Origin of the sequence: Dactylosporangium vinaceum, from assembly GCF_019904175.1 — a bacterium.
In the GTDB taxonomy this organism is placed as follows: Bacteria; Actinomycetota; Actinomycetes; order Mycobacteriales; family Micromonosporaceae; genus Dactylosporangium; species Dactylosporangium vinaceum.
Genome location: NZ_CP061913.1, coordinates 5,447,082 through 5,466,310 on the forward strand (window position 1 = coordinate 5,447,082; position 19,229 = coordinate 5,466,310).

Annotated in this window: 12 protein-coding genes; 11 read left to right on the top strand and 1 reads right to left on the bottom strand. The window is 69.8% G+C overall.

Translation table 11 applies throughout. The features are described 5' to 3' along the window. Positions 1-95: 95 nt before the first annotated feature. The 4 genes from Dvina_RS24360 to Dvina_RS24375 are packed head-to-tail and all read left to right on the top strand — an operon-like array spanning position 96 to position 4,449. A complete protein-coding gene (locus tag Dvina_RS24360) occupies positions 96-1,460 on the top strand; it encodes an ABC transporter substrate-binding protein (RefSeq protein ID WP_223104770.1) in 1,365 nt (454 codons plus the stop codon). Continuing rightward, complete coding sequence (locus tag Dvina_RS24365) at positions 1,457-2,371, top strand: carbohydrate ABC transporter permease (RefSeq protein WP_223104771.1); 915 nt, start codon at positions 1,457-1,459, stop codon at positions 2,369-2,371. Before Dvina_RS24360 ends, Dvina_RS24365 begins: the two co-directional genes overlap by 4 nt. 10 nt (positions 2,372-2,381) lie before the next feature. Next, positions 2,382-3,278, top strand: a complete 897-nt coding sequence (locus tag Dvina_RS24370; RefSeq protein WP_223104772.1) for a carbohydrate ABC transporter permease — start codon at positions 2,382-2,384, stop codon at positions 3,276-3,278. 28 nt (positions 3,279-3,306) lie between these two features. Beyond that, positions 3,307-4,449 carry a mandelate racemase/muconate lactonizing enzyme family protein gene (locus Dvina_RS24375; RefSeq protein ID WP_223104773.1) on the top strand — a complete coding sequence of 381 codons (1,143 nt, stop codon included), beginning with the start codon at positions 3,307-3,309 and terminating at the stop codon, positions 4,447-4,449. Between the two features lie 8 nt (positions 4,450-4,457). Here Dvina_RS24375 and Dvina_RS24380 read toward each other — a convergent pair whose 3' ends face one another. Beyond that, a complete protein-coding gene (locus Dvina_RS24380; RefSeq protein WP_223104774.1) occupies positions 4,458-5,438 on the bottom strand; it encodes an aldo/keto reductase in 981 nt (326 codons plus the stop codon). A gap of 311 nt (positions 5,439-5,749) precedes the next feature. Here Dvina_RS24380 and Dvina_RS24385 point away from each other — a divergent pair, with 311 nt between their 5' ends. From Dvina_RS24385 to Dvina_RS24415, 7 genes are all read left to right on the top strand, one after another. Further along, entirely contained in the window at positions 5,750-7,429 is a 1,680-nt protein-coding gene (locus tag Dvina_RS24385) for a glycoside hydrolase family 27 protein (protein ID WP_223104775.1), read from the top strand. 34 nt (positions 7,430-7,463) lie between these two features. Then, on the top strand, positions 7,464-9,542 hold the full coding sequence (locus Dvina_RS24390) for an RICIN domain-containing protein (RefSeq protein WP_223104776.1): 2,079 nt from the start codon (positions 7,464-7,466) through the stop codon (positions 9,540-9,542). A gap of 9 nt (positions 9,543-9,551) precedes the next feature. Beyond that, positions 9,552-11,027 carry a non-reducing end alpha-L-arabinofuranosidase family hydrolase gene (locus tag Dvina_RS24395; protein WP_246656410.1) on the top strand — a complete coding sequence of 492 codons (1,476 nt, stop codon included), beginning with the start codon at positions 9,552-9,554 and terminating at the stop codon, positions 11,025-11,027. 98 nt (positions 11,028-11,125) lie between these two features. Further along, positions 11,126-13,096, top strand: a complete 1,971-nt coding sequence (locus Dvina_RS24400; protein WP_223104777.1) for an alpha-L-fucosidase — start codon at positions 11,126-11,128, stop codon at positions 13,094-13,096. After that, on the top strand, positions 13,093-15,474 hold the full coding sequence (locus Dvina_RS24405) for a ricin-type beta-trefoil lectin domain protein (protein WP_246656411.1): 2,382 nt from the start codon (positions 13,093-13,095) through the stop codon (positions 15,472-15,474). The genes Dvina_RS24400 and Dvina_RS24405 overlap by 4 nt, the downstream gene beginning before the upstream one ends. Position 15,475: 1 nt before the next feature. Then, positions 15,476-16,837 (top strand): lectin, encoded by a 1,362-nt coding sequence (locus tag Dvina_RS24410; protein WP_223104779.1) that lies wholly within the window; start codon positions 15,476-15,478, stop codon positions 16,835-16,837. 1 nt (position 16,838) lies between these two features. After that, a complete protein-coding gene (locus tag Dvina_RS24415) occupies positions 16,839-19,196 on the top strand; it encodes a ricin-type beta-trefoil lectin domain protein (protein WP_223104780.1) in 2,358 nt (785 codons plus the stop codon). The last annotated feature ends 33 nt before the right edge of the window (positions 19,197-19,229 follow it).

Below are 19,229 nucleotides of genomic sequence, written 5' to 3' on the forward strand. Positions count from 1 at the left end.
GCTCGAAGAGGGCCTTGCAAACATCATACGTATGCTCTTACATTGCCTCGCAGTGAACTCATGCGCAACACGACCTCACGGACAAGGACGTGCATATGTTCCGAAGCAGGCAGGCGGCGCCCGGCCGCCTCCGGATGGCGAGACTCGGCGGTGCGGCGATCACGATCGCGCTCGCCCTCAGCGGCTGCGGCCAGTCGGGCGAGGCATCCGCCGGCTCGTACGGCTTCCCCCAGGTCGCCCAGGACGACAACGCCGGCATCACCGTGTGGGTCGACGCCGACCGGGCGGCCGCGGTGGACGCGTTCAAGAAGGCCAACCCCGGGGTCAAGATCGAGTCGGTCACGTACGACGGGTCGGCGAACGGATCGAACTCCTTCCGGACCAAGATGCAGCTCTTCGACCGGGCCGGCAGCGGCTGGCCCGACGTCGTCTTCTCGACCCAGAACAACGACGCCGCGTGGGCCAGTCAGAGCACCAACGGCAAGCAGGCGTTCGCGGCAATGCTCGACCAGGGGCTCGTCGCCAAGGAGACCCTGACGAACTTCACCGCCGGCGCGCTGAACCCCTGCACCGTCGGCGGCAAGGTGTACTGCCTGCGCAACGACCTCGCCCAGGTGGTGCTCTGGTACGACCGGGCGCTGCTGCAGCAGTTCGGCTACGCGCTGCCGACCACGTGGGAGGAGTACCAGGCGCTCGGCGAGCGGGTGGCCCGCGAGCACCCCGGCTACATCGTCGGCACGGTCGGCGACGCCTGGACGCCCGAGGTGTTCTTCTGGGGCAGCAAGTGCCGGGCCAACGGCATCACGGGGCCCAAGTCGGTGACCGTCGACACCGGCAGCACCGAGTGCAAGCGGGCCGCGGCGATGCTCGACGTGCTCATCAAGAACGGCACCACGCCCTCCGTCAGCGTGTTCACCCCGGAGTTCGTCAAGACCTACGCCGGCAAGGTGCTCATGGCGCCCGGACCGGCGTGGTTCTCGGGCGCCATCTTCAACAACCCGCAGTCGCTCAACGTCGCCAAGGGCGAGCTCGGCGTCGCCGCGCCGCTGCCGTGGCGCGGCGAGGAGGCGGTGACCGGCAACGTGGGCGGCGGCACCTGGTTCATCAGCAGCCACTCGAAGAACCTCAAGGCCGCCGCGAAGTTCGCCGAGTTCGTCACCACCGCCGACGACTACCAGGTCAACCTCGCCCCCGGCTACCCCGCCTACGCGCCGGCCGCCGACAAGTGGATCAAGAAGCAGGAGTCGAGCGGCTACTACGCCACCGACCTGCAGCCGTTGATCAAGGCCGGCACGCAGATCTGGAGCGGCTGGGGCTCCGGCATCTTCAGCCAGGAGGCGATCTGGGCCAAGACCGTCACCCCCGCGATCGCCGGCGGCAAGAGCCTCGTCGGTCTGCTGCCGGAGTGGCAGACGGCCATCAAGAACCAGGCCCAGGTCGACGGCTACACGGTCACATGACGATCCTGCAGGAGGTCGCGCGCCCGGCGGGCGCGCGACCGCGGCCGGCGGCCGGGCACCGCGGGATGCGCTACCTGTTCGTGGTGCCCTATACGGTCCTGGCCGCCGTGTTCGGCGTGTTCCCGGCGCTGTACGCGGTCGTGCTCGCGTTCACCGACGGTGCCGGCCGTTTCGCCGGCGTCGACAACTTCGCCAAGGTGTTCGGTGACTTCCGGTTCCTGCCGGCTGTGGGCCACGTCGCCACCTTCCTGCTCATCTGGTTGGTCGCCCTGGTCGTGCTCGTCACCTTCCTGGCGATCGTGGTGCACGCGGTCCGGGTCCGCTGGCTCAGCCGGACGCTGCGGCTGGTCTTCTACCTGCCGGGCGCCGTCGCGGGCGCGTCGAGCGTGCTGCTGTGGCTGTTCGTCCTCGACCCCACCGCGAGCCCGGTGGCCGGGCTGCTGCGCGCGGCCGGGTTCACCAGCTTCAACCAGGTGATCGCGCCCGGGAACCTGCCGCCGATCTTCGCCGTCATCGCCTTCTGGACCGGCGCCGGCGGGTGGATCGTGATCATGTACGGCGCGCTCAACACGATCGGCTCGGACATGATCGAGGCGGCCCGGCTGGACGGCGCGAGCGCGCTGCAGATCGCCCTGCGCATCCAGCTGCCGCTGCTGCGCAAGTGGATCTCGTACATGGGCATCATGTCGCTCGCGGCCGGCAGTCAGCTGTTCGTCGAGCCACAGCTGCTGTCCCAGGCGAGCAACGCGGTCGTGCCCAACGACTACTCGCTCAACCAGCTGGCGTACCTCTACGCGTTCCAGCAGAACGACTTCAACGCCGCGGCGGCCGTCTCGCTGCTGCTGCTGATCATCGCCCTCGCGCTGTCGGCCGTCTTCGTCACGCGCGGCGGACTGTTCGAGAGGGACTGACACGATGGCCATGGCGACTGCACGAGGCCGGGCGGACACCGCCACCGGCTGGGCCGGCCGCACGATCGCCGCGGTCGTGGCCGCGGTGTTCGTCCTGTTCTTCGCCGTCCCGATCGTCTGGCTGCTGCTGGCGACGACCAAGTCGGCCCACGCGCTCGTCGTCGGCCCGCCCTTCGCGCCCGGCAGCCTCGGGGACCTGGCCGCCAACTGGCGCCAGCTGCTCGAGTTTCAGGACGGGGCGGTCGTGGCCTGGATCGGCAACTCGGCGCTCTACGCGCTCGGCGCGCTCGCCGTCACGCTGCTGGTGAGCATCCCGGCCGGCTACGCCCTGGCGATGACCGAGTTCCGGTTCCGCCGGTTCCTGCTCGTGCTCACACTGATCGTGATGCTGATGCCGAACACCGCGCTCGTCCTGCCGATCTTCCTCGAGCTCAACGTGGCCGGCCTGATCGGCAGCCCGCTGTCGGTCATCCTGCCGATGTCGTTCTTCCCGTTCGGCGTCTACCTGACCTATATCTACTTCTCCACCAGCCTGCCGCGCGACCTGCTCGCCGCGGCCCGCGTCGACGGGTGCACCGAGACCCAGGTGTTCACCCGGGTGGCCCTGCCGCTGGCCACACCGGTGGTGGCGCTCGTCGGCTTCTTCAGCTTCGTGCAGAGCTGGAACAACTTCTTCCTGCCGTTCGTGATGCTGCCCTCCAGCGACGGCTATCCGGTGCAGGTCGGCCTGACCGCACTGCTCGCCTCGACCCCGGCGTTCAACCCGAGCTCCGCCGGGACCCAGTCCGTGCAGCTGCCGACGCTCGCCCTGGCGACTGTCGTGTCGGTGCTGCCGGTGCTGATCGTCTTCCTGTTCGCGCAGCGCTTCCTGGTCGCGGGCATGACGGCGGGCGGCACCAAGGAGTGAGTGCCAACCGTGCCGACAAGGAGCCACAGTGAAGGTCACCGGATTCCGCAGCCTGACCACCCAGCACGACTGGGGCCGGCTGATCGGGGACGTCAACGGCGTGATGGCCGAGCCCTGTACCGACGTAAACGTGCTGATCCTGGAGACCGACGAGGGGCTCGAAGGGGTGGGCATCGGCCCGCACGGCGACGTCGGGCGCGTCTTCGGCGCGGTCGAGGGGGAGGACCCGCGGGCGGTGCCGGTCCTCTACGACCGGATGCTCGCCAGCGTGTTCAAGACCGGCCACGCCGGTGCGGCGTTCGGCGCGATCGGCGTGCTCGACATGGCGCTGTGGGACCTCAAGGCCAAGCTGGCCGATGAGCCGCTCTGGCGCGCGCTCGGCGGCCGCGACCGGTTCGTCCCCGGCTACGCCTCGGGGCTGGACATCGCGCTCGACGACGGCGAGCTCGTCGCCCTCTACGAGCGCTTCACTGAGCGGGGCTTCACCGCCGCCAAGCTCAAGGGCGGCCGCGACCTCGACCACGACCTGCGCCGGCTGGAGGCCGTGCGCGACGTGCTGCGGCGCAACACGGCCCGGCCCGCGCTGATGTTCGACGCGAACGAGTCCTGGCATCGGTCGCAGGCCGTTCGCTTCGTCGCCGCGTTGGAGCAGCGGGTCGACCTGACCTGGATCGAGGAGCCGGTCCGCCGCTGGGACGCCGCCGGCCTCGCCGCGGTGCGCCGGGGCGTGCGCGCCGCCGTCGCCACCGGGGAGAACCTCACCGGCCTCGAGCAGTACCGGCCGCTGCTCGACGCCGACGCGGTCGACATCGTCCAGGTGGGCAACGTCTGGGGCATCACCCACTTCCTGCGCGTGGCCGCCGTGGCCCACAGCCACGACCTTCCGGTGAGCCCGGTGGCCCACCACGGCAGTCCGCTGGCCCACGCCGCCGTGGCCGTGCCCAACCACCTGACGTTCGAGGTCCAGGATCTGGTCGCGCCGATCGGCCTGCACATCGACCAGGAGTTCCAGGACGGTGGCATCGTCCTTGGCGACGCCCCCGGTCTGGGCATCCGGGTCGACGAGGACCGGATCCGGGCGGACCGGGCGGCCGACGGGCCGGCGGCGGTGCACGGCCCGCACGTCCGCCCCGCCCGGGCGGGCCTGCGCCTGATCCCGGAGGAGGCGTAGGACAGGGACTAGGTGGCCGGCTGGATGAGGCCGGCGGCGTGCAGCGCCGGCCAGAGCGTGTCCGGCACGGCGGCCGCGGCCCGGCGGGCGGCCTCGCCGACCTCGGCCGGGCTGCGCAGGCCGACGACCGTCGAGACGACCGCCGGATGGCCGCGGACGAAGGCGAGCGCGGCCTCCGGCAGGGTGACGCCGTGCTCGGCGCAGATCGCCGCGATGTGCCGGGCCCGCCGGAGGATCTCGGCCGGCGCCGGCCCGTAGTCGTAGGTGGCGTCCTGCGGAGGCTGGTCCGTGGCCAGGACGCCGGAGTTGTAGACGCCGGCGACGACGACGCCGACGCCGTGCTGCTGCGCGGCCGGCAGCAGGTCGTGGGCGGCGCGCTGGTCGAGCAGCGTGTAGCGGCCCGCGCACATGACCAGGTCGACGTCGGTCTCACGCACGAAGCGGGCGAGCATCGGCGACTGGTTCATCCCGGCGCCGACCGCGCCGATGACGCCCTGGTCCCGCAGCTCGATGAGCGCGGGCAGGGCTTCGGTGACCGCCTGCGCCCAGTGCTCGTCCGGGTCGTGCAGGTAGACCACGTCGAAGTGGTCAAGGCCGCTGCGCCGCAGGCTCGCCTCGAGGGAGCGGCGCACGCCGTCGCGGCTGAAGTCCCAGACCCGGCGATGGGTCGCCGGCACGTCGAAGCCCTCGGGATCGCGGCCGGGCGCGGCGCCGGGTGCGGGCACGAGCAGCCGGCCGACCTTCGTGGAGACCAGGTAGGAGTCGCGTGGGCGGCCCCGCAGCGCCGCACCCAGCCGGCGCTCGGACAGGCCGAGCCCGTAGTGCGGCGCGGTGTCGAAGTATCGGACGCCGGCGTTCCAGGCGCTGTCGACCGCGGCGGCGAACGTATCGTCGTCGATCGCCCGGAAGAGGTTGCCACCCGGCGCGGCGCCGAACCCGAGCGCGGTGAACCGCAGCTGCGGCCGGCGGGGTAGCGCCGCGGTGATCACGACGTAAACGTAACTCGTATGATGTTCGCGGTCAACTGTCGATGCGGCGGCCCACCGGTGCGATCGGCCCGGCGTCGCGTCCGAGCACTCCGGATCGCGCGAAAGTGTTATGAGTGAATGCGCCGCAAAGTCGGTCGAGCGCAATTCGGAAAATTACATTGCACCGCCCGCGTGCGGCATTACCGCGACTTGATTCGACCGGAGTTCTCTGGCAATCTCATCGATCTCGATGACTGACGCCGAACCGCCTTCCACATCGGCTGTTAGCGCTCACAAACAGTGAAGTCCCGACCGCCAGAAGGACTTACCTCATGACCTCCGCCTTGACTCGGCGCCGCTCGCCCCGGCGCTGGGCCGCCGTCGCGGCCGCCGTCCTACTGATCCTCACCGGCGCCGTCACCGCCGTCCTGCGCGCGCCAAGTGCCCAGGCACTGGAGAACGGCGTCGCCCGTACCCCACCCATGGGCTGGAACAGCTGGAACACATTCGGCTGCAACATCAACGAGACACTCATCCGGCAGATGGCCGACGCGATCGTCAGCAGCGGCCTGCGCGACCTGGGCTACCAGTACGTCGTCGTCGACGACTGCTGGTTCAACCCGAACCGGGACTCGTCGGGGAACCTGCAGGGTGACCCGTCGCGGTTCCCCAGTGGTATGAAGGCGCTGGGTGACTACCTGCACGGCAAGGGTCTGAAGTTCGGTATCTACGAGGCGCCGCTGGACAAGACGTGCGGGCAGTATTTCGGCAGCTATCCGGGTGCGACCGGTAGTGGTGGTCATGAGACGCAGGACGCGCGGCAGTTCGCGGCGTGGGGCGTGGACTACCTGAAGTACGACTGGTGCTCGCCGACGGGCTCGATCAACGATCAGGTCACCGTGTTCTCGCGGATGCGTGACGCGCTGGCCGCGACGGGCCGGCCGATCGTGTACAGCATCAACCCGAACAGCGTCCATGCGAAGACCGGCCCGCAGCGTAACTGGGGCGATGTGGCCAATCTGTGGCGGACGACCGAGGACATCCAGAACATGTGGAACGGTGGTCAGGCCAACAACTATCCGATGGGTGTGCAGAACATCGTCGACGTCACGGTGCCGCTGGCCGGGTACGCCGGGCCGGGGCACTTCAACGACCCGGACATGCTTGAGGTCGGCCGGGGCGGCGGGATGAACGACACCGAGATGCGCAGCCACTTCGCGTTGTGGGCGATGCTCGCCGCGCCGCTGCTGGCCGGCAACGACATCCGTTCGATGAACGCCGCGACCACGACGATCCTGGGCAACCGCAACCTCATCGCGATCGACCAGGACTCGCTCGGGCTGCAGGCGACCCAGGTCTCCAACGACGGCACCCGCCGGGTGCTGGCCAAACGGCTCGCCAACGGCGACGTCGCGGTGGCCCTGTTCAACCAGGGCGGCTCCACCACCACCGTCTCGACCACCGCGGCGGCCGTGGGCAAGGCCGGCACCGCGTTCACGCTCCTCGACGCCTGGAGCGGCGCGGTCACCAACTCGTCCGGCCCGATCTCGGCCTCGGTGCCGGCCCACGGCACTGTCGTCTACCGGGTCAGCGGCGGTACCACCGGCGGCACCACCTCGCCGCCGCCGTCCAACGGCGCCACGACGCTCGTCAGCGCCGCCTCCGGCCGCTGCCTCGACGTGCCCAACAGCAACACCGCCAACGGCACGCAGCCGGTGATCTGGGACTGCAACGGCCAGGCCAACCAGCGCTGGACGGCCGCCGGGTCGACCCTGCAGGCCCTCGGCAAGTGCCTCGACGCCCCGCTGGGCGCCACCGCCGGCAGCAAGGTCCAGCTGTGGGACTGCAACGGCGGCACCAACCAGCAGTGGACGTTCAACGCCAACGGGACCGTCAGCGGCGCCGCCTCCGGCCTGTGCCTCGACGTGAACGGCAACGCCACCGCCAACGGCACGACGGTCCTGCTCTGGACGTGCAGCGCGGCCGCCAACCAGCGCTGGACCCGGGCCTGACGGGCCGCCCCGTCCCATCCGAAGGGATTCACCCATGACATTGAGACGCAGGGCCGCGACCATCTTCGCCACCGCGCTCGCGCTGGCCGCGGGCGGTGCGGTCGCACTGCACATCGCACCGGCCTCCGCGGCCACGGTCGACACGACCGCGTGGTACACCCTCGTCAACCGCAACAGCGGCAAGGCGATCGACGTGTACAACTCGGCGACGAACGACGGCGCCCGCATCACCCAGTGGACCCGCAACAACGGGACCAACCAGCAGTGGCAGTTCGTCGACTCCGGCGGCGGCTACTACCGGCTGAAGTCGCGCCTGTCGGGCAAGGTCCTCGACGTGTACAACCTCTCCACCGCCGACGGCGCGAGCATCGTGCAGTGGTCCGACGGCAACGGCGTCAACCAGCAGTTCCGCCTGGCCGACTCCGACGGCGGCTACGTGCGCCTGCTCAACCGCAACAGCGGCAAGGCCGTCGAGGTCCAGAACGCCTCCACGGCCGACGGGGGCAACATCGTGCAGTACAACGACTGGGGCGGCACCAACCAGCAGTGGCAGCTCGTGCGGGCCGACGGCGGCGGGACCAGCCCGACGCCGACCACGCCGGGGCCGACGACGCCGGGCCCGACCGGGCAGTTCACGAACCCGGTGATATGGCAGGACTTCGCCGACGGCGACATCATCCGGGTCGGCGACACCTACTACTACTCCGCCTCGACCATGCACTACTCGCCGGGCGCGCCGATCCTGCGCTCCTACGACCTGGTCAACTGGGAGTACGCCGGGCACTCGGTGCCCAACCTCGACTTCGACTCCAACGCCTACAACCTCAGCGGCGGGCGGGCCTACGTCAAGGGCATCTGGGCCTCGGCGCTGAACTACCGCAGCAGCAACAGCACGTTCTACTGGCTGGGCTGCACGGAGTTCAACCGCACCTACGTGTACAGCTCGACGTCGATCGACAGCGGCTGGTCGAAGAAGGCCCGGATCAACAAGTGCTACTACGACGCCGGCCTGCTCTTCGACAACGACACCCCGTACGTCGCCTACGGCAACACCACCATCAGCGTGGCCCAGCTGTCGTCGGACCTGACCTCGGAGGTGCGCTCGCAGACGGTGTACCAGACCCCGTCGAGCATCGGCACCCTGGAGGGGTCCCGCATGTACAAGCGGGGCAACTACTACTACATCTGGGTGACCCGGCCGGCCAACGGGCAGTACGTGCTGCGCTCGACCAGCCCGTGGGGGCCGTACGAGCAGCGCCAGGTCCTGCTGAACACGCCCGGCCCGATCTCCGGCGGCGGCGTGCCGCACCAGGGCGGCCTCGTGCAGACCCAGAACGGTGACTGGTACTACATGGCGTTCACCGACGCCTACCCGGGTGGCCGGGTGCCGACGCTCGCGCCGATCTCCTGGAGCGGCGACTGGCCGGTGCTGCAGACCGTCAACGGCGCCTGGGGCGTGAACTACCCGAAGCCGAACATCACCACCACGAAGACCGTCAAGCCGATGATCGGCACCGACACGTTCACCGGGACCGGACTCGGGCCGCAGTGGGAGTGGAACCACAACCCCGACAACACCAAGTGGTCGACCGGCAGCGGGCTGCGGCTGCAGACCGCGACCGTGACCGGCGACCTGTACAACGCCCGCAACACCCTGACCCAGCGCATCCAGGGCCCGTCGTCGACGGCGACCGTCGAGCTGGACTACTCGGCGATGGCCGACGGAGACCGATCCGGGCTGGCGATGCTGCGGGACTCCTCGGCGTGGATCGGCATCCAGCGTGACAACGGCGCCGCCCGCGTCACCATGGTGAACGGCCTGACCATGGACGGCAGCTGGAACACCACCGGCACGGGCACCGTGGCCGCCGCGGCCAACGTCTCCGGCGGCCGGATCTGGCTGCGCGCCACCGCCGACATCCGGCCCGGGTCCGGGCGGCAGGCCCGATTCTCCTACAGCACTGACGGCACCAACTTCATCGCGCTGGGGCCGGCGTTCACGCTCAACAACGCCTGGCAGTTCTTCATGGGCTACCGCTACGCCGTCTTCAACTACGCCACAAGATCGCTCGGTGGCGCCGTCACCGTGCGCTCGTTCACCCAGTCCGTTTAGGAGTTCTCTGTGCACAGGAAAGCGTTCGGCGCCGCGCTGGCGGCGGCGGTCGTGGCCGCGGGGGTGGTTGTCGCGATCAATGCGACATCCGCCTCGGCGGCGACCGTCGACACCTCGGCGTGGTACACCCTCGTCAACCGCAACTCCGGCAAGGCACTCGACGTCTGCGGCTCCGCCACCACGGACGGCGCCTGCATCCAGCAGTACGCGCAGTCGGGCGGGCAGAACCAGCAGTGGCAGTTCGTCGACTCCGGCGGCGGCTACTACCGGCTCAAGGCCCGGCACTCCGGCAAGGTCCTGGACGTGTACAACCTGTCCACCGCGGACTCCGCCAAGATCGTGCAGTGGACCGACGGCAACGGCACCAACCAGCAGTTCCGGCTGGCCGACTCCGACAGCGGCTACGTCCGGCTGATCAACCGCAACTCCAGCAAGGCCGTCGAGGTGCAGGGCGCCTCCACCGCCGACGGTGGAGCGGTCGTGCAGTACAGCGACTGGGGCGGCACCAACCAGCAGTGGCAGCTCGTCCGGGTCGGCACCACCACGCCGACCACACCGGGCAGCACGGGCGGCGGCACCTGCTCGCTGCCGTCGTCGTACCGGTGGTCCTCGACGGGCGCCCTCGCGACGCCCAAGTCGGGCTGGGCGTCGCTGAAGGACTTCACCAACGTCGTCTACAACGGCAAGCACCTGGTCTACGCCACCACCCACGACACCGGCTCCACGTGGGGGTCGATGAACTTCGGCCTGTTCACCAACTGGTCCGACATGGGCTCGGCGAGCCAGAACAAGATGAACTTCAACGCGGTGGCGCCGACGTTGTTCTACTTTGCGCCGAAGAACATCTGGGTGCTGACGTATCAGTGGGGTGGGACGGCGTTCTCGTACCGCACGTCCAGTGACCCGTCCAACGCCAACGGGTGGTCGGCGCAGCAGACGCTGTTCACGGGCAGCATCTCCGGCTCCGGGACCGGGCCGATCGACCAGACGCTGATCGGTGACGGTCAGAACATGTACCTGTTCTTCGCCGGTGACAACGGCAAGATCTACCGGGCCAGCATGCCGATCGGGAACTTCCCCGGCAGCTTCGGCTCCAGCTACACCCAGGTCATGAGCGACTCGACGAACAACCTCTTCGAGGCCGTCGAGGTCTACAAGGTCCAGGGCCAGAACCAGTACCTGATGATCGTCGAGGCGATCGGCAGCCAGGGCCGCTACTTCCGCTCGTTCACGTCCTCCAGCCTGAGCGGGTCCTGGACCCCGCAGGCGGCCAGCGAGTCCAACCCGTTCGCGGGCAAGGCCAACAGCGGCGCGACCTGGACCAACGACATCAGCCACGGTGACCTGGTCCGGACCAACCCGGACCAGACCAAGACCATCGACCCCTGCAACCTGCAGCTGCTCTACCAGGGCCGCTCCCCGAGCTCGGGCGGCGACTACGGTCTGCTGCCGTACCGCCCGGGTGTGCTCACCCTGCAACGCTGACCGCGCGGTGGCCGCAGGCGACACCTGCCTGCGGCCACCTTTTTGCCACGCTCCACACGTATGACGTATGACTCCATCGTCCACAGAGAGGTCCCGCCATGTCCTCCTCGCCCCTGTCCCGGCGCAGGCTGCTGATCGCGGCCGGCGCCGCGGCAGCCGCTGCCGGGCTCACGCGGCCCGGTGTCGTGTGGGCCACCGCCGGCCCGCAGAGCTACACCGCGGCCTGGTCGTCGGTCGACCAGCACCCGCCCGCGCCCGAATGGTTCCAGGACGCCAAGTTCGGCATCTACTACCACTGGGGCGCCTTCAGCGTGCCCGCCTACGCCAGCGAGTGGTACCCGCGCAACATGTACAACAGCGGCTCGAACGAGAACAACCACCACAAGGCCGTCTACGGCGACCCGTCAGTGTGGCCGTACCACAACTTCATCAACGGGGCCCGGGACAAGGCCGGCAACTTCGTGCAGTTCGCGCCCAAGCTGCGCGCCGCCGGCGGCAACTTCGACCCGGACGAGTGGGCCCAGCTCTTCGCCGACGCGGGCGCGAAGTTCGCCGGGCCGGTGGCCGAGCACCACGACGGCTTCTCCATGTGGAACAGCAGCGTCAACGAGTGGAACTCGGTCGCCAAAGGGCCGCGCCTGGACCTGCTGCGGCTGCACGCCGACGCCATCCGGGCCAAGGGCCTGCGGCTGTACGTCTCGCTGCACCACGCGTACAACTTCACCGGCTACTACCAGTGGGTGCCCCAGCAGTCCGACGCGAGCCTGCGCAAGCTCTACGGCCAGCTCGGCGCGGCCGAGCAGCAGCTGTGGTACGACAAGCTCCGCGAGGTCATCGACGGCTACCAGCCCGACATCATCTTCCAGGACTTCAACCTCGGCCAGATCAGCGAGGCGCAGCGGCTGAACTTCCTGTCGTACTACTACAACCGCGCGGTGGCCTGGAACAAGGACGTGGCCGCCACCTACAAGGACGGCTTCAACAACCGCGGCGAGGTCTACGACTTCGAGCGCGGCGGCCCGGCCGACATCCAGTCGCCGTACTGGCTCACCGACGACAGCGTCTCGAGCTCCAGCTGGTGCTACACCGCCGGCATCGGCTACTACCCGGCCACCGCGCTGCTGCACGCCCTGCTGGACCGGGTCAGCAAGAACGGCACCATGGTGCTCAACATCGCCCCGATGGCCGACGGCACCATCCCCTCCGGTCAGCGCAGCATCCTGCTCGCGATCGGCGATCACCTCAAGCGCTTCGGTGAGTCGGTGTATGCGACCCGGGCCTGGAGCGTGTTCGGTGAGGGCCCCACCCAGATGGGCGGCGGCTCCTTCCAGACCCCGCGCACCGGCACCGCCCAGGACATCCGGTTCACCCGCAGCAAGGACAGCCGGGTCCTGTACGCCACAGTCCTGGGCTGGCCCGGCAGCACCCTGCACATCACGACGCTGAACGCCAACCGGATCAACCTGAGCACGCTCAGCGCCGTGGAGCTGCTCGGCTCGACCTCCGGCACCGCCATCAACCTGCCGACCCGCAGCCAGGACGGCTCGGGCCTGCACATCACGATGCCCTCGGCGAGCGCACCCTACAGCGCCGGCGCCTACGTGGTCCGGCTGACGTTCTCCGGCCAGATTCCGGCCCTCGGCACGGGCGGCGGGACCGGCACCGGCTGGGTCCGCATCACCAACGCCACCACCGGCCTGGTGCTCGACAGCGGCGGCAGCGTCGCCTCCGGCTCCGTGCTCAAGCAGTGGAACTGGGACGGCAGCAACAACCTGCAGTGGCAGATCGTCGACCTCGGCACCGGCTACGTCCGCATCGTCAACCGCACCAACGGGATGGTCGCCGACAGCTGGGGCAACACCGCCAACGGCGCGAACGCCATGCAGTCGCCCTGGAACGGCGGCAACAACCAGCAGTGGCGGCTCAACAGCGTCGGCAACGGCCGCTACCAGATCATCAACCGCGGCACCGGCACCGCCCTGGACGGCGCCGGCAACACCACGGCCGGCTCGACCGTCGTGCTGTGGGCGCCCAACGGCAGCACCAACAACCAATGGAGCATCGCATGAGAATTCGTGCCGCACTGACCGGCCTGCTGCTGGCCGCGGCCGGCTTCGTCGTGGCCACCGCCGGGCCCGCCGCGGCCGCCACCTCCATCACCGTCAACGGCTCCTCCGGTGGCAAGACCTTCGACGGGGTCGGCGCGGTCAGCGGCGGCGGCGGCAACAGCCGGCTGCTGATCGACTACCCGGAGCCGCAGCGCGGCCAGATCCTCGACTACCTGTTCAGCCCCGGCTACGGCGCCGCGCTGCAGATCCTCAAGGTCGAGATCGGCGGCGACACCAACTCCACCAGCGGCTCCGAGCCCAGCCACGCGCACTTCCGCGGCGACCTGAACTGCAACCGCGGCTACGAGTGGTGGATCATGGAGCAGGCCAAGGCCCGCAACCCCGGCATCAAGCTGGCCGGGCTGGCCTGGGGCGCGCCCGGCTGGATCGGCAACGGCAACATCATGTCCACCGACATGATCGACTATCTGATCTCCTGGCTGGGCTGCGCGAAGCAGCACAACCTCACCATCGACTACCTCACCGCGGCCCAGAACGAGAAGCGCACCGACGCCAACTGGACGATCAGCCTGCGCAGCGCGCTCAACGCCAACGGGTACAGCGGCGTGAAGCTCATCTACGGCGACGACTACCCGGGCAGCTGGGGGCCGGCCAACGCGGTCGCGAGCAACGCGAACCTGCGCAACGCCATCGACGTGCTCAGCGCCCACTACGTGTGCGGCTACCTCAGCGCGCAGACGACGTGCACGGTGCCGGCCACCGCCACCAACACCGGTGAGACGCTGTGGAACAGCGAGGGCGGCTCGCAGGACTACAACGACGGCGCGAAGCCGCTCGCCCGCGGCATCAACCGCGGCTACGTCGACGGCCGGATGACCGCCTACCTCAACTGGGACCTGATCGCCGCGGTCACGCCCAACGTGCCGTGGGCGACCGTCGGCCTGGTGCTGGCCAACCAGCCGTGGTCGGGCTGGTACGCGGTCGGCAAGAACACCTGGGCCCTGGCCCACACCACCCAGTTCACCGCGCCGGGCTGGAAGTACCTCGACTCCTCCAGCGGCTTCATCGGCGGCAACCGCAACAACGGCAGCTACGTGAGCCTGAAGTCGACGAACAACACCGACTACAGCACGATCATCGAGACCATGGACGCGAGCGCCGCGCAGACGCTCAACTTCACCGTCGCCGGCGGGCTGTCCACCGGTGCCGTCCACGTCTGGTCGACGAACCTCAACTCGAGCAACGCCGCCGACCAGTTCCGCCACGCCGCCGACATCACCCCGTCCGGCGGCGCGTACTCGCTGACCGTCCAGCCCGGCTACCTGTACTCCATCACCACCACGACCGGCCAGGGTAAGGGCACCGCGACCGCCCCGGCCCAGGGTGCGCTCGGGCTGCCCTACAGCGACGACTTCGACGGCTACGCCACCGGCAAGCTGCCGAAGTACCTCCAGGACATGCAGGGCGCGTTCGAGACCGCCACGTGCGGGGGCGGCCGCTCCGGCGTGTGCCTGCGCCAGGCCTCGCCCCAGGCCCCGATCACCTGGAAGACCCTCGCCGACCCGAGCACCTACGGCGGCGGCCTGACCTGGTCCAACTACACCGTCTCGGCCGACGCGCTGCTGGAGAAGTCCGGCTACGTGCAGCTCGAAGGGCGCGTCGGCAGCCAGAACCTCGACCCCATCAGCCGCCAGAACGCCTACTACCTGCGGGTCACCGACGGCGGGTCCTGGTCGATCCTGCGCAACAGCACGGGCGGCACGGTGACCACCCTGCGCAGCGGCAGCGTCGCCGCACCGGGCCTGAACAGCTGGCACAAGCTCTCCCTGGGCTTCTCGGGCAGCACGATCACCGCCGGCATCGACGGCACCACCGTCGCCACCCTCACCGACGGCTCCTACGGCTCCGGCCAGGTCGGCTTCGGCACCGGCCAGGGTGTGACAGCCCAGTTCGACAACCTCTCCGTCGTGGCCGGGTCGGGCGGCCCCACCGGCGGCGGCGCCACGGCCCCGCTGCGCAACCTCAACGCGGGGCGCTGCCTCGACGTCCCGTCCCAGTCGCAGACCAACGGCACCCAGCTCGCGCTGTGGGACTGCAACGGCGGGGCGAACCAGCAGTGGACCCTCACCTCGGCCAAGCAGCTGCAGGTGTACGGCTCCAAGTGCCTCGACGCCGCCGCCTCGCAGAACGCGCGGACGTTCATCTCGGACTGCAACGGCCAGGCAACCCAGCAGTGGAACCTCAACGCCGACGGCAGTGTCACGAACGCCCAGTCCGGCCTGTGCCTCGACGCGAGCGGCGCCGGGACGGCCAACAGCACCCCGGTGATCCTGTGGACCTGCAACAGCGGCAGCAACCAGCTGTGGACCAGGAGCTGACATGAGAAGACAACGATCCGTGCTCGCGGCGGTCTGCGCGGTGGCCGTCGTCGTGCTCGCCGCCGTGGGCGTCGTCCTGCAGGGCGGACCCGGCGGCGCGACCGACGCGAACGCGTCGGTGACCGCGGGCTGCGGCCGGGCGGCGACCCTGGCCAGCGGCACGCACACGATCCAGAGCGGCGGCACCGGGCGGACCTACATCCTGCGGGTGCCCGACAGCTACGACGTCAACCACGCCTACCGGCTGGTCTTCGGCTTCCACTGGAACGGCGGCACCGCCGGTGACGTGGACGGCGGCGGCACCAGCGGCTACCCGTGGTCCTATTACGGCATGCGGGCCCTGTCGAACAACACCACGATCTTCGTGGCGCCGCAGGGCATCGGCAACGGCTGGGCCAACTCCGGCGGCCGTGACCTGACGTTCGTCGACGACATGGTGCGCGAGCTCGAGAGCGGGCTGTGCATCGACACGACCCAGCTCTTCGCGGCGGGGTTCAGCTACGGCGGCGGGATGAGCTACGCCATCGCCTGCGCCCGGGCGAGCGTCTTCCGGGCCGTCGCCGTGTACTCCGGCGGCCAGCTCAGCGGCTGCAGCGGCGGCACCCAGCCGATCGCCTACATCGGGCTGCACGGGCTGCGTGACCCGGTCCTCAACATCTCGCAGGGCCGCGCGCTGCGCGACACGTTCGTGCGGGCCAACGGCTGCACGCCGCAGAACCCGCCGGAGCCGGCCCAGGGCAGCCTCACCCACATCGTGACCACCTACTCCGGCTGCCGCGCGGGCTACCCGGTCGCGTGGGCCGCGTTCGACGCCGGGCACACGCCCGGCCCGGTGGACGGCTCGGCCGGCGACTACGAGCCCGGTGAGCGGTCCTGGACCCGTCCGGTGGTCTGGAACTTCTTCACCCAGTTCCAGACCGGCGGCCCGTCCAGCCCGCCGGTGAGCGCCTCGCCGTCCGCATCGGGCGGCAACCAGCCGAGCGGCCAGATCCGGGGCCAGGCCTCCGGCCGGTGCGTCGATATCACCGGGCAGTCCACGGCCAACGGCGCCGCGGCGCAGCTCTACGACTGCAACGGCCAGGCCAACCAGCGCTTCACCGCCACCAGCGGCAAGCAGCTGCAGGTGTACGGGACCAAGTGCCTCGACGCCAACAACCGCGGCACCACCAACGGCACCGCCGTCATCATCTGGGACTGCAACGGCCAGACCAACCAGCAGTGGAACCTCAACAGCAACGGCACCATCACCGGCGTGCAGTCCGGGCTCTGCCTCGACGCCAACGCCGCCGGCACCGCCAACGGCACCAAGCTCATCCTCTGGGCCTGCAACGGCGGCGCCAACCAGCAGTGGACCAGGAGCTGACATGTCCAGACCACGAATGACGCTGGCGGCCGCCGGGCTGCTCGCGGCCGGTGCGCTGGCGGCCCTCGCGCCGCCGGCCTCGGCCGCCGTCATGACGACCCTGTCGGTGTCGCCGAGCGGCTCCGGCACCGCCTGCACCGCGGCGCAGCCGTGCTCCCTGGCGCAGGCCCAGGCCGCCGTCCGGGCGGCGGCACCTTCGATGACCGGTGACATCGTCGTGCAGCTCGCCGGCGGCACCTACACCCTGGCCGCCCCGCTCACCTTCGGCGCGGCGGACTCCGGGGCCAACGGCTACACCGTGTCGTGGCAGGCCGCGGCCGGCGCCAAGCCGGTCATCTCCGGCGGCCAGCGGGTCACCGGCTGGACCGTCGCCGACTCCGGGCAGAACATCTGGAAGGCGAGCGTCGGCACCGGGTTCGACGCCCGCCAGCTCTACGTCGACGGGCGCATCGCCACCCGGGCCCGCACCCAGGTCAACCGGGGCGACTTCACCATCTCCACGAGCGGGATGAGCTTCACCAACGGGGCGCTGTCGTACCTCAACAACCTGGCGAACAAGAGCCGGGTCGAGGTCGAGTCGGTCGACTCGTTCACCGACCGCTACGCGCCCGTGCAGTCGATCGCGAACAACACCCTCACGATGCAGCAGCCCGCCTGGAACAACAACACGTTCGGCTACGACACGCTCAGCAAGCCGTTCCGGGCCGGGCCGCTGTACCTCGTCAACGCCCGCGAGTTCCTCGACAGCGCGGGGGAGTGGTACCTCGACACGGGCACCGGCACGCTGTACTACAAGCCGCTGGCCGGTCAGGACGTGAACGCGGCGGACGTGGAGCTGCCGCGCCAGGAGTCGCTGCTGCGGGTCGGCGGCACGTACAACGCGCCGGCGCACCACCTGTCGTTCAGCGGCCTGCAGTTCGCCAACACCAGCTGGCTGCAGCCCAGCACCGCGCAGGGCTACGCCGACCAGCAGACCGGCGCCTACCTGTACGGCAACCTGAGCCGGCCGGGCGACGCGCTGACGTCGTGCCAGTCCGGCTGCCCGCTGTTCGAGGCCACCCGGCCCGGCTGGCGGCAGATGCCGGCCGCGGTGCAGGTCTCGGCGGCCAACGCCGTCACCTTCGCCGGCAACCGGTTCACCAACCTCGGCCAGGTCGGCATCGGGATCGGCAACGACGCCAACGCCAACGCGACGGGCGTCGGGCTCGGCGCGTCGAACGTCACGGTCACCGGCAACACGTTCGACGCGCTGTCGGCCGGTGCGGTAGTCGTCGGCGGCGTCCAGGCCGACGCGCACCACCCGAGCGACGCGCGCATGACGAACAGCGCGATCACGGTCAGCAACAACGTGATCCACGACGTGGCGGTCGAGTACCGCAGCCACGCCGGCGTGCTCATGACCTACACGGCCGGGTCGACGATCGCGCACAACGAGGTCTACAACCTGCCGTACACCGGTATCGCGCTGGGCTACGGATGGGGCTCCAACGACCCCGGCGGCAGCCAGGACTACATCGACCGCGGGCTCTACAATTACCAGCCGCGGTACACCACGGCGACGGTCGCGGCCAACAATCACGTGACAGCCAACTTCGTCCACGACGTCGTGCAGCAGATGACCGACGGCGGCGCGTTCTACCACCTGTCCGCGAGCCCCGGCACCACCGTCGAGCAGAACTACTTCCGCAACACCAACGGCTGGCTCGGCATGTACTTCGACGAGGGCTCCCGCTACGTCTCCGCCTCGAACAACGTCCTGGAGAACGTGGGCACGTGGGCGTACAGCCAGGCCTGGGCGAACAACAACACCGGCAACCTGACCCTGACGAACAACTGGACGACCAGCAGCACCACGAACATCGCGACCGGATCGCGCGGCAACACCAACAGCGGCACGGTCGTGGTCAGCGGCGGCAACTGGCCAAGTGGTGCCCGCGCCGTGATGGCGGCGGCAGGCGTGTCCGGCGGCAATACCGGCGGCGCCACCGCACCGCTGCGCAACGCCAACGCGGGCCGCTGCCTCGACGTCCCGTCCCAGTCGCAGACCAGCGGCACGCAGCTCGCGCTGTGGGACTGCAACGGCCAAGCCAACCAGCAGTGGACGCTCACTGCGGCAAAGCAGCTGCAGGTGTACGGCTCCAAGTGCCTCGACGCCGCCGGCACCCAGGGCGCGCGGACGGTCATCGCGGACTGCACCGGCCAGGCGGCCCAGCAGTGGAACGTCAACGCCAACGGCACCGTCACGAACGTCCAGTCGGGCCTGTGCCTCGACGCGAGCGGTGCCGGGACGGCCAACAGCACCCCGGTGATCGTGTGGACCTGCACCAACGGCAACAACCAGAAGTGGTCGCGCAGCTGACCGATTGACGGGCGGGTCACGTGGGGGACAGCC

Excerpts from the sequence above, each read along its gene's own strand:
- Dvina_RS24365 (WP_223104771.1), top strand. The coding sequence starts at position 1,457 with ATGACGATCCTGCAGGAGGTCGCGCGCCCGGCGGGCGCGCGACCGCGG.
- Dvina_RS24415 (WP_223104780.1), top strand. The coding sequence starts at position 16,839 with ATGTCCAGACCACGAATGACGCTGGCGGCCGCCGGGCTGCTCGCGGCC.
- Dvina_RS24405 (WP_246656411.1), top strand. The coding sequence starts at position 13,093 with ATGAGAATTCGTGCCGCACTGACCGGCCTGCTGCTGGCCGCGGCCGGC.
- Dvina_RS24385 (WP_223104775.1), top strand. The coding sequence starts at position 5,750 with ATGACCTCCGCCTTGACTCGGCGCCGCTCGCCCCGGCGCTGGGCCGCC.
- Dvina_RS24370 (WP_223104772.1), top strand. The coding sequence starts at position 2,382 with ATGGCGACTGCACGAGGCCGGGCGGACACCGCCACCGGCTGGGCCGGC.
- Dvina_RS24410 (WP_223104779.1), top strand. The coding sequence starts at position 15,476 with ATGAGAAGACAACGATCCGTGCTCGCGGCGGTCTGCGCGGTGGCCGTC.
- Dvina_RS24400 (WP_223104777.1), top strand. The coding sequence starts at position 11,126 with ATGTCCTCCTCGCCCCTGTCCCGGCGCAGGCTGCTGATCGCGGCCGGC.
- Dvina_RS24390 (WP_223104776.1), top strand. The coding sequence starts at position 7,464 with ATGACATTGAGACGCAGGGCCGCGACCATCTTCGCCACCGCGCTCGCG.
- Dvina_RS24360 (WP_223104770.1), top strand. The coding sequence starts at position 96 with ATGTTCCGAAGCAGGCAGGCGGCGCCCGGCCGCCTCCGGATGGCGAGA.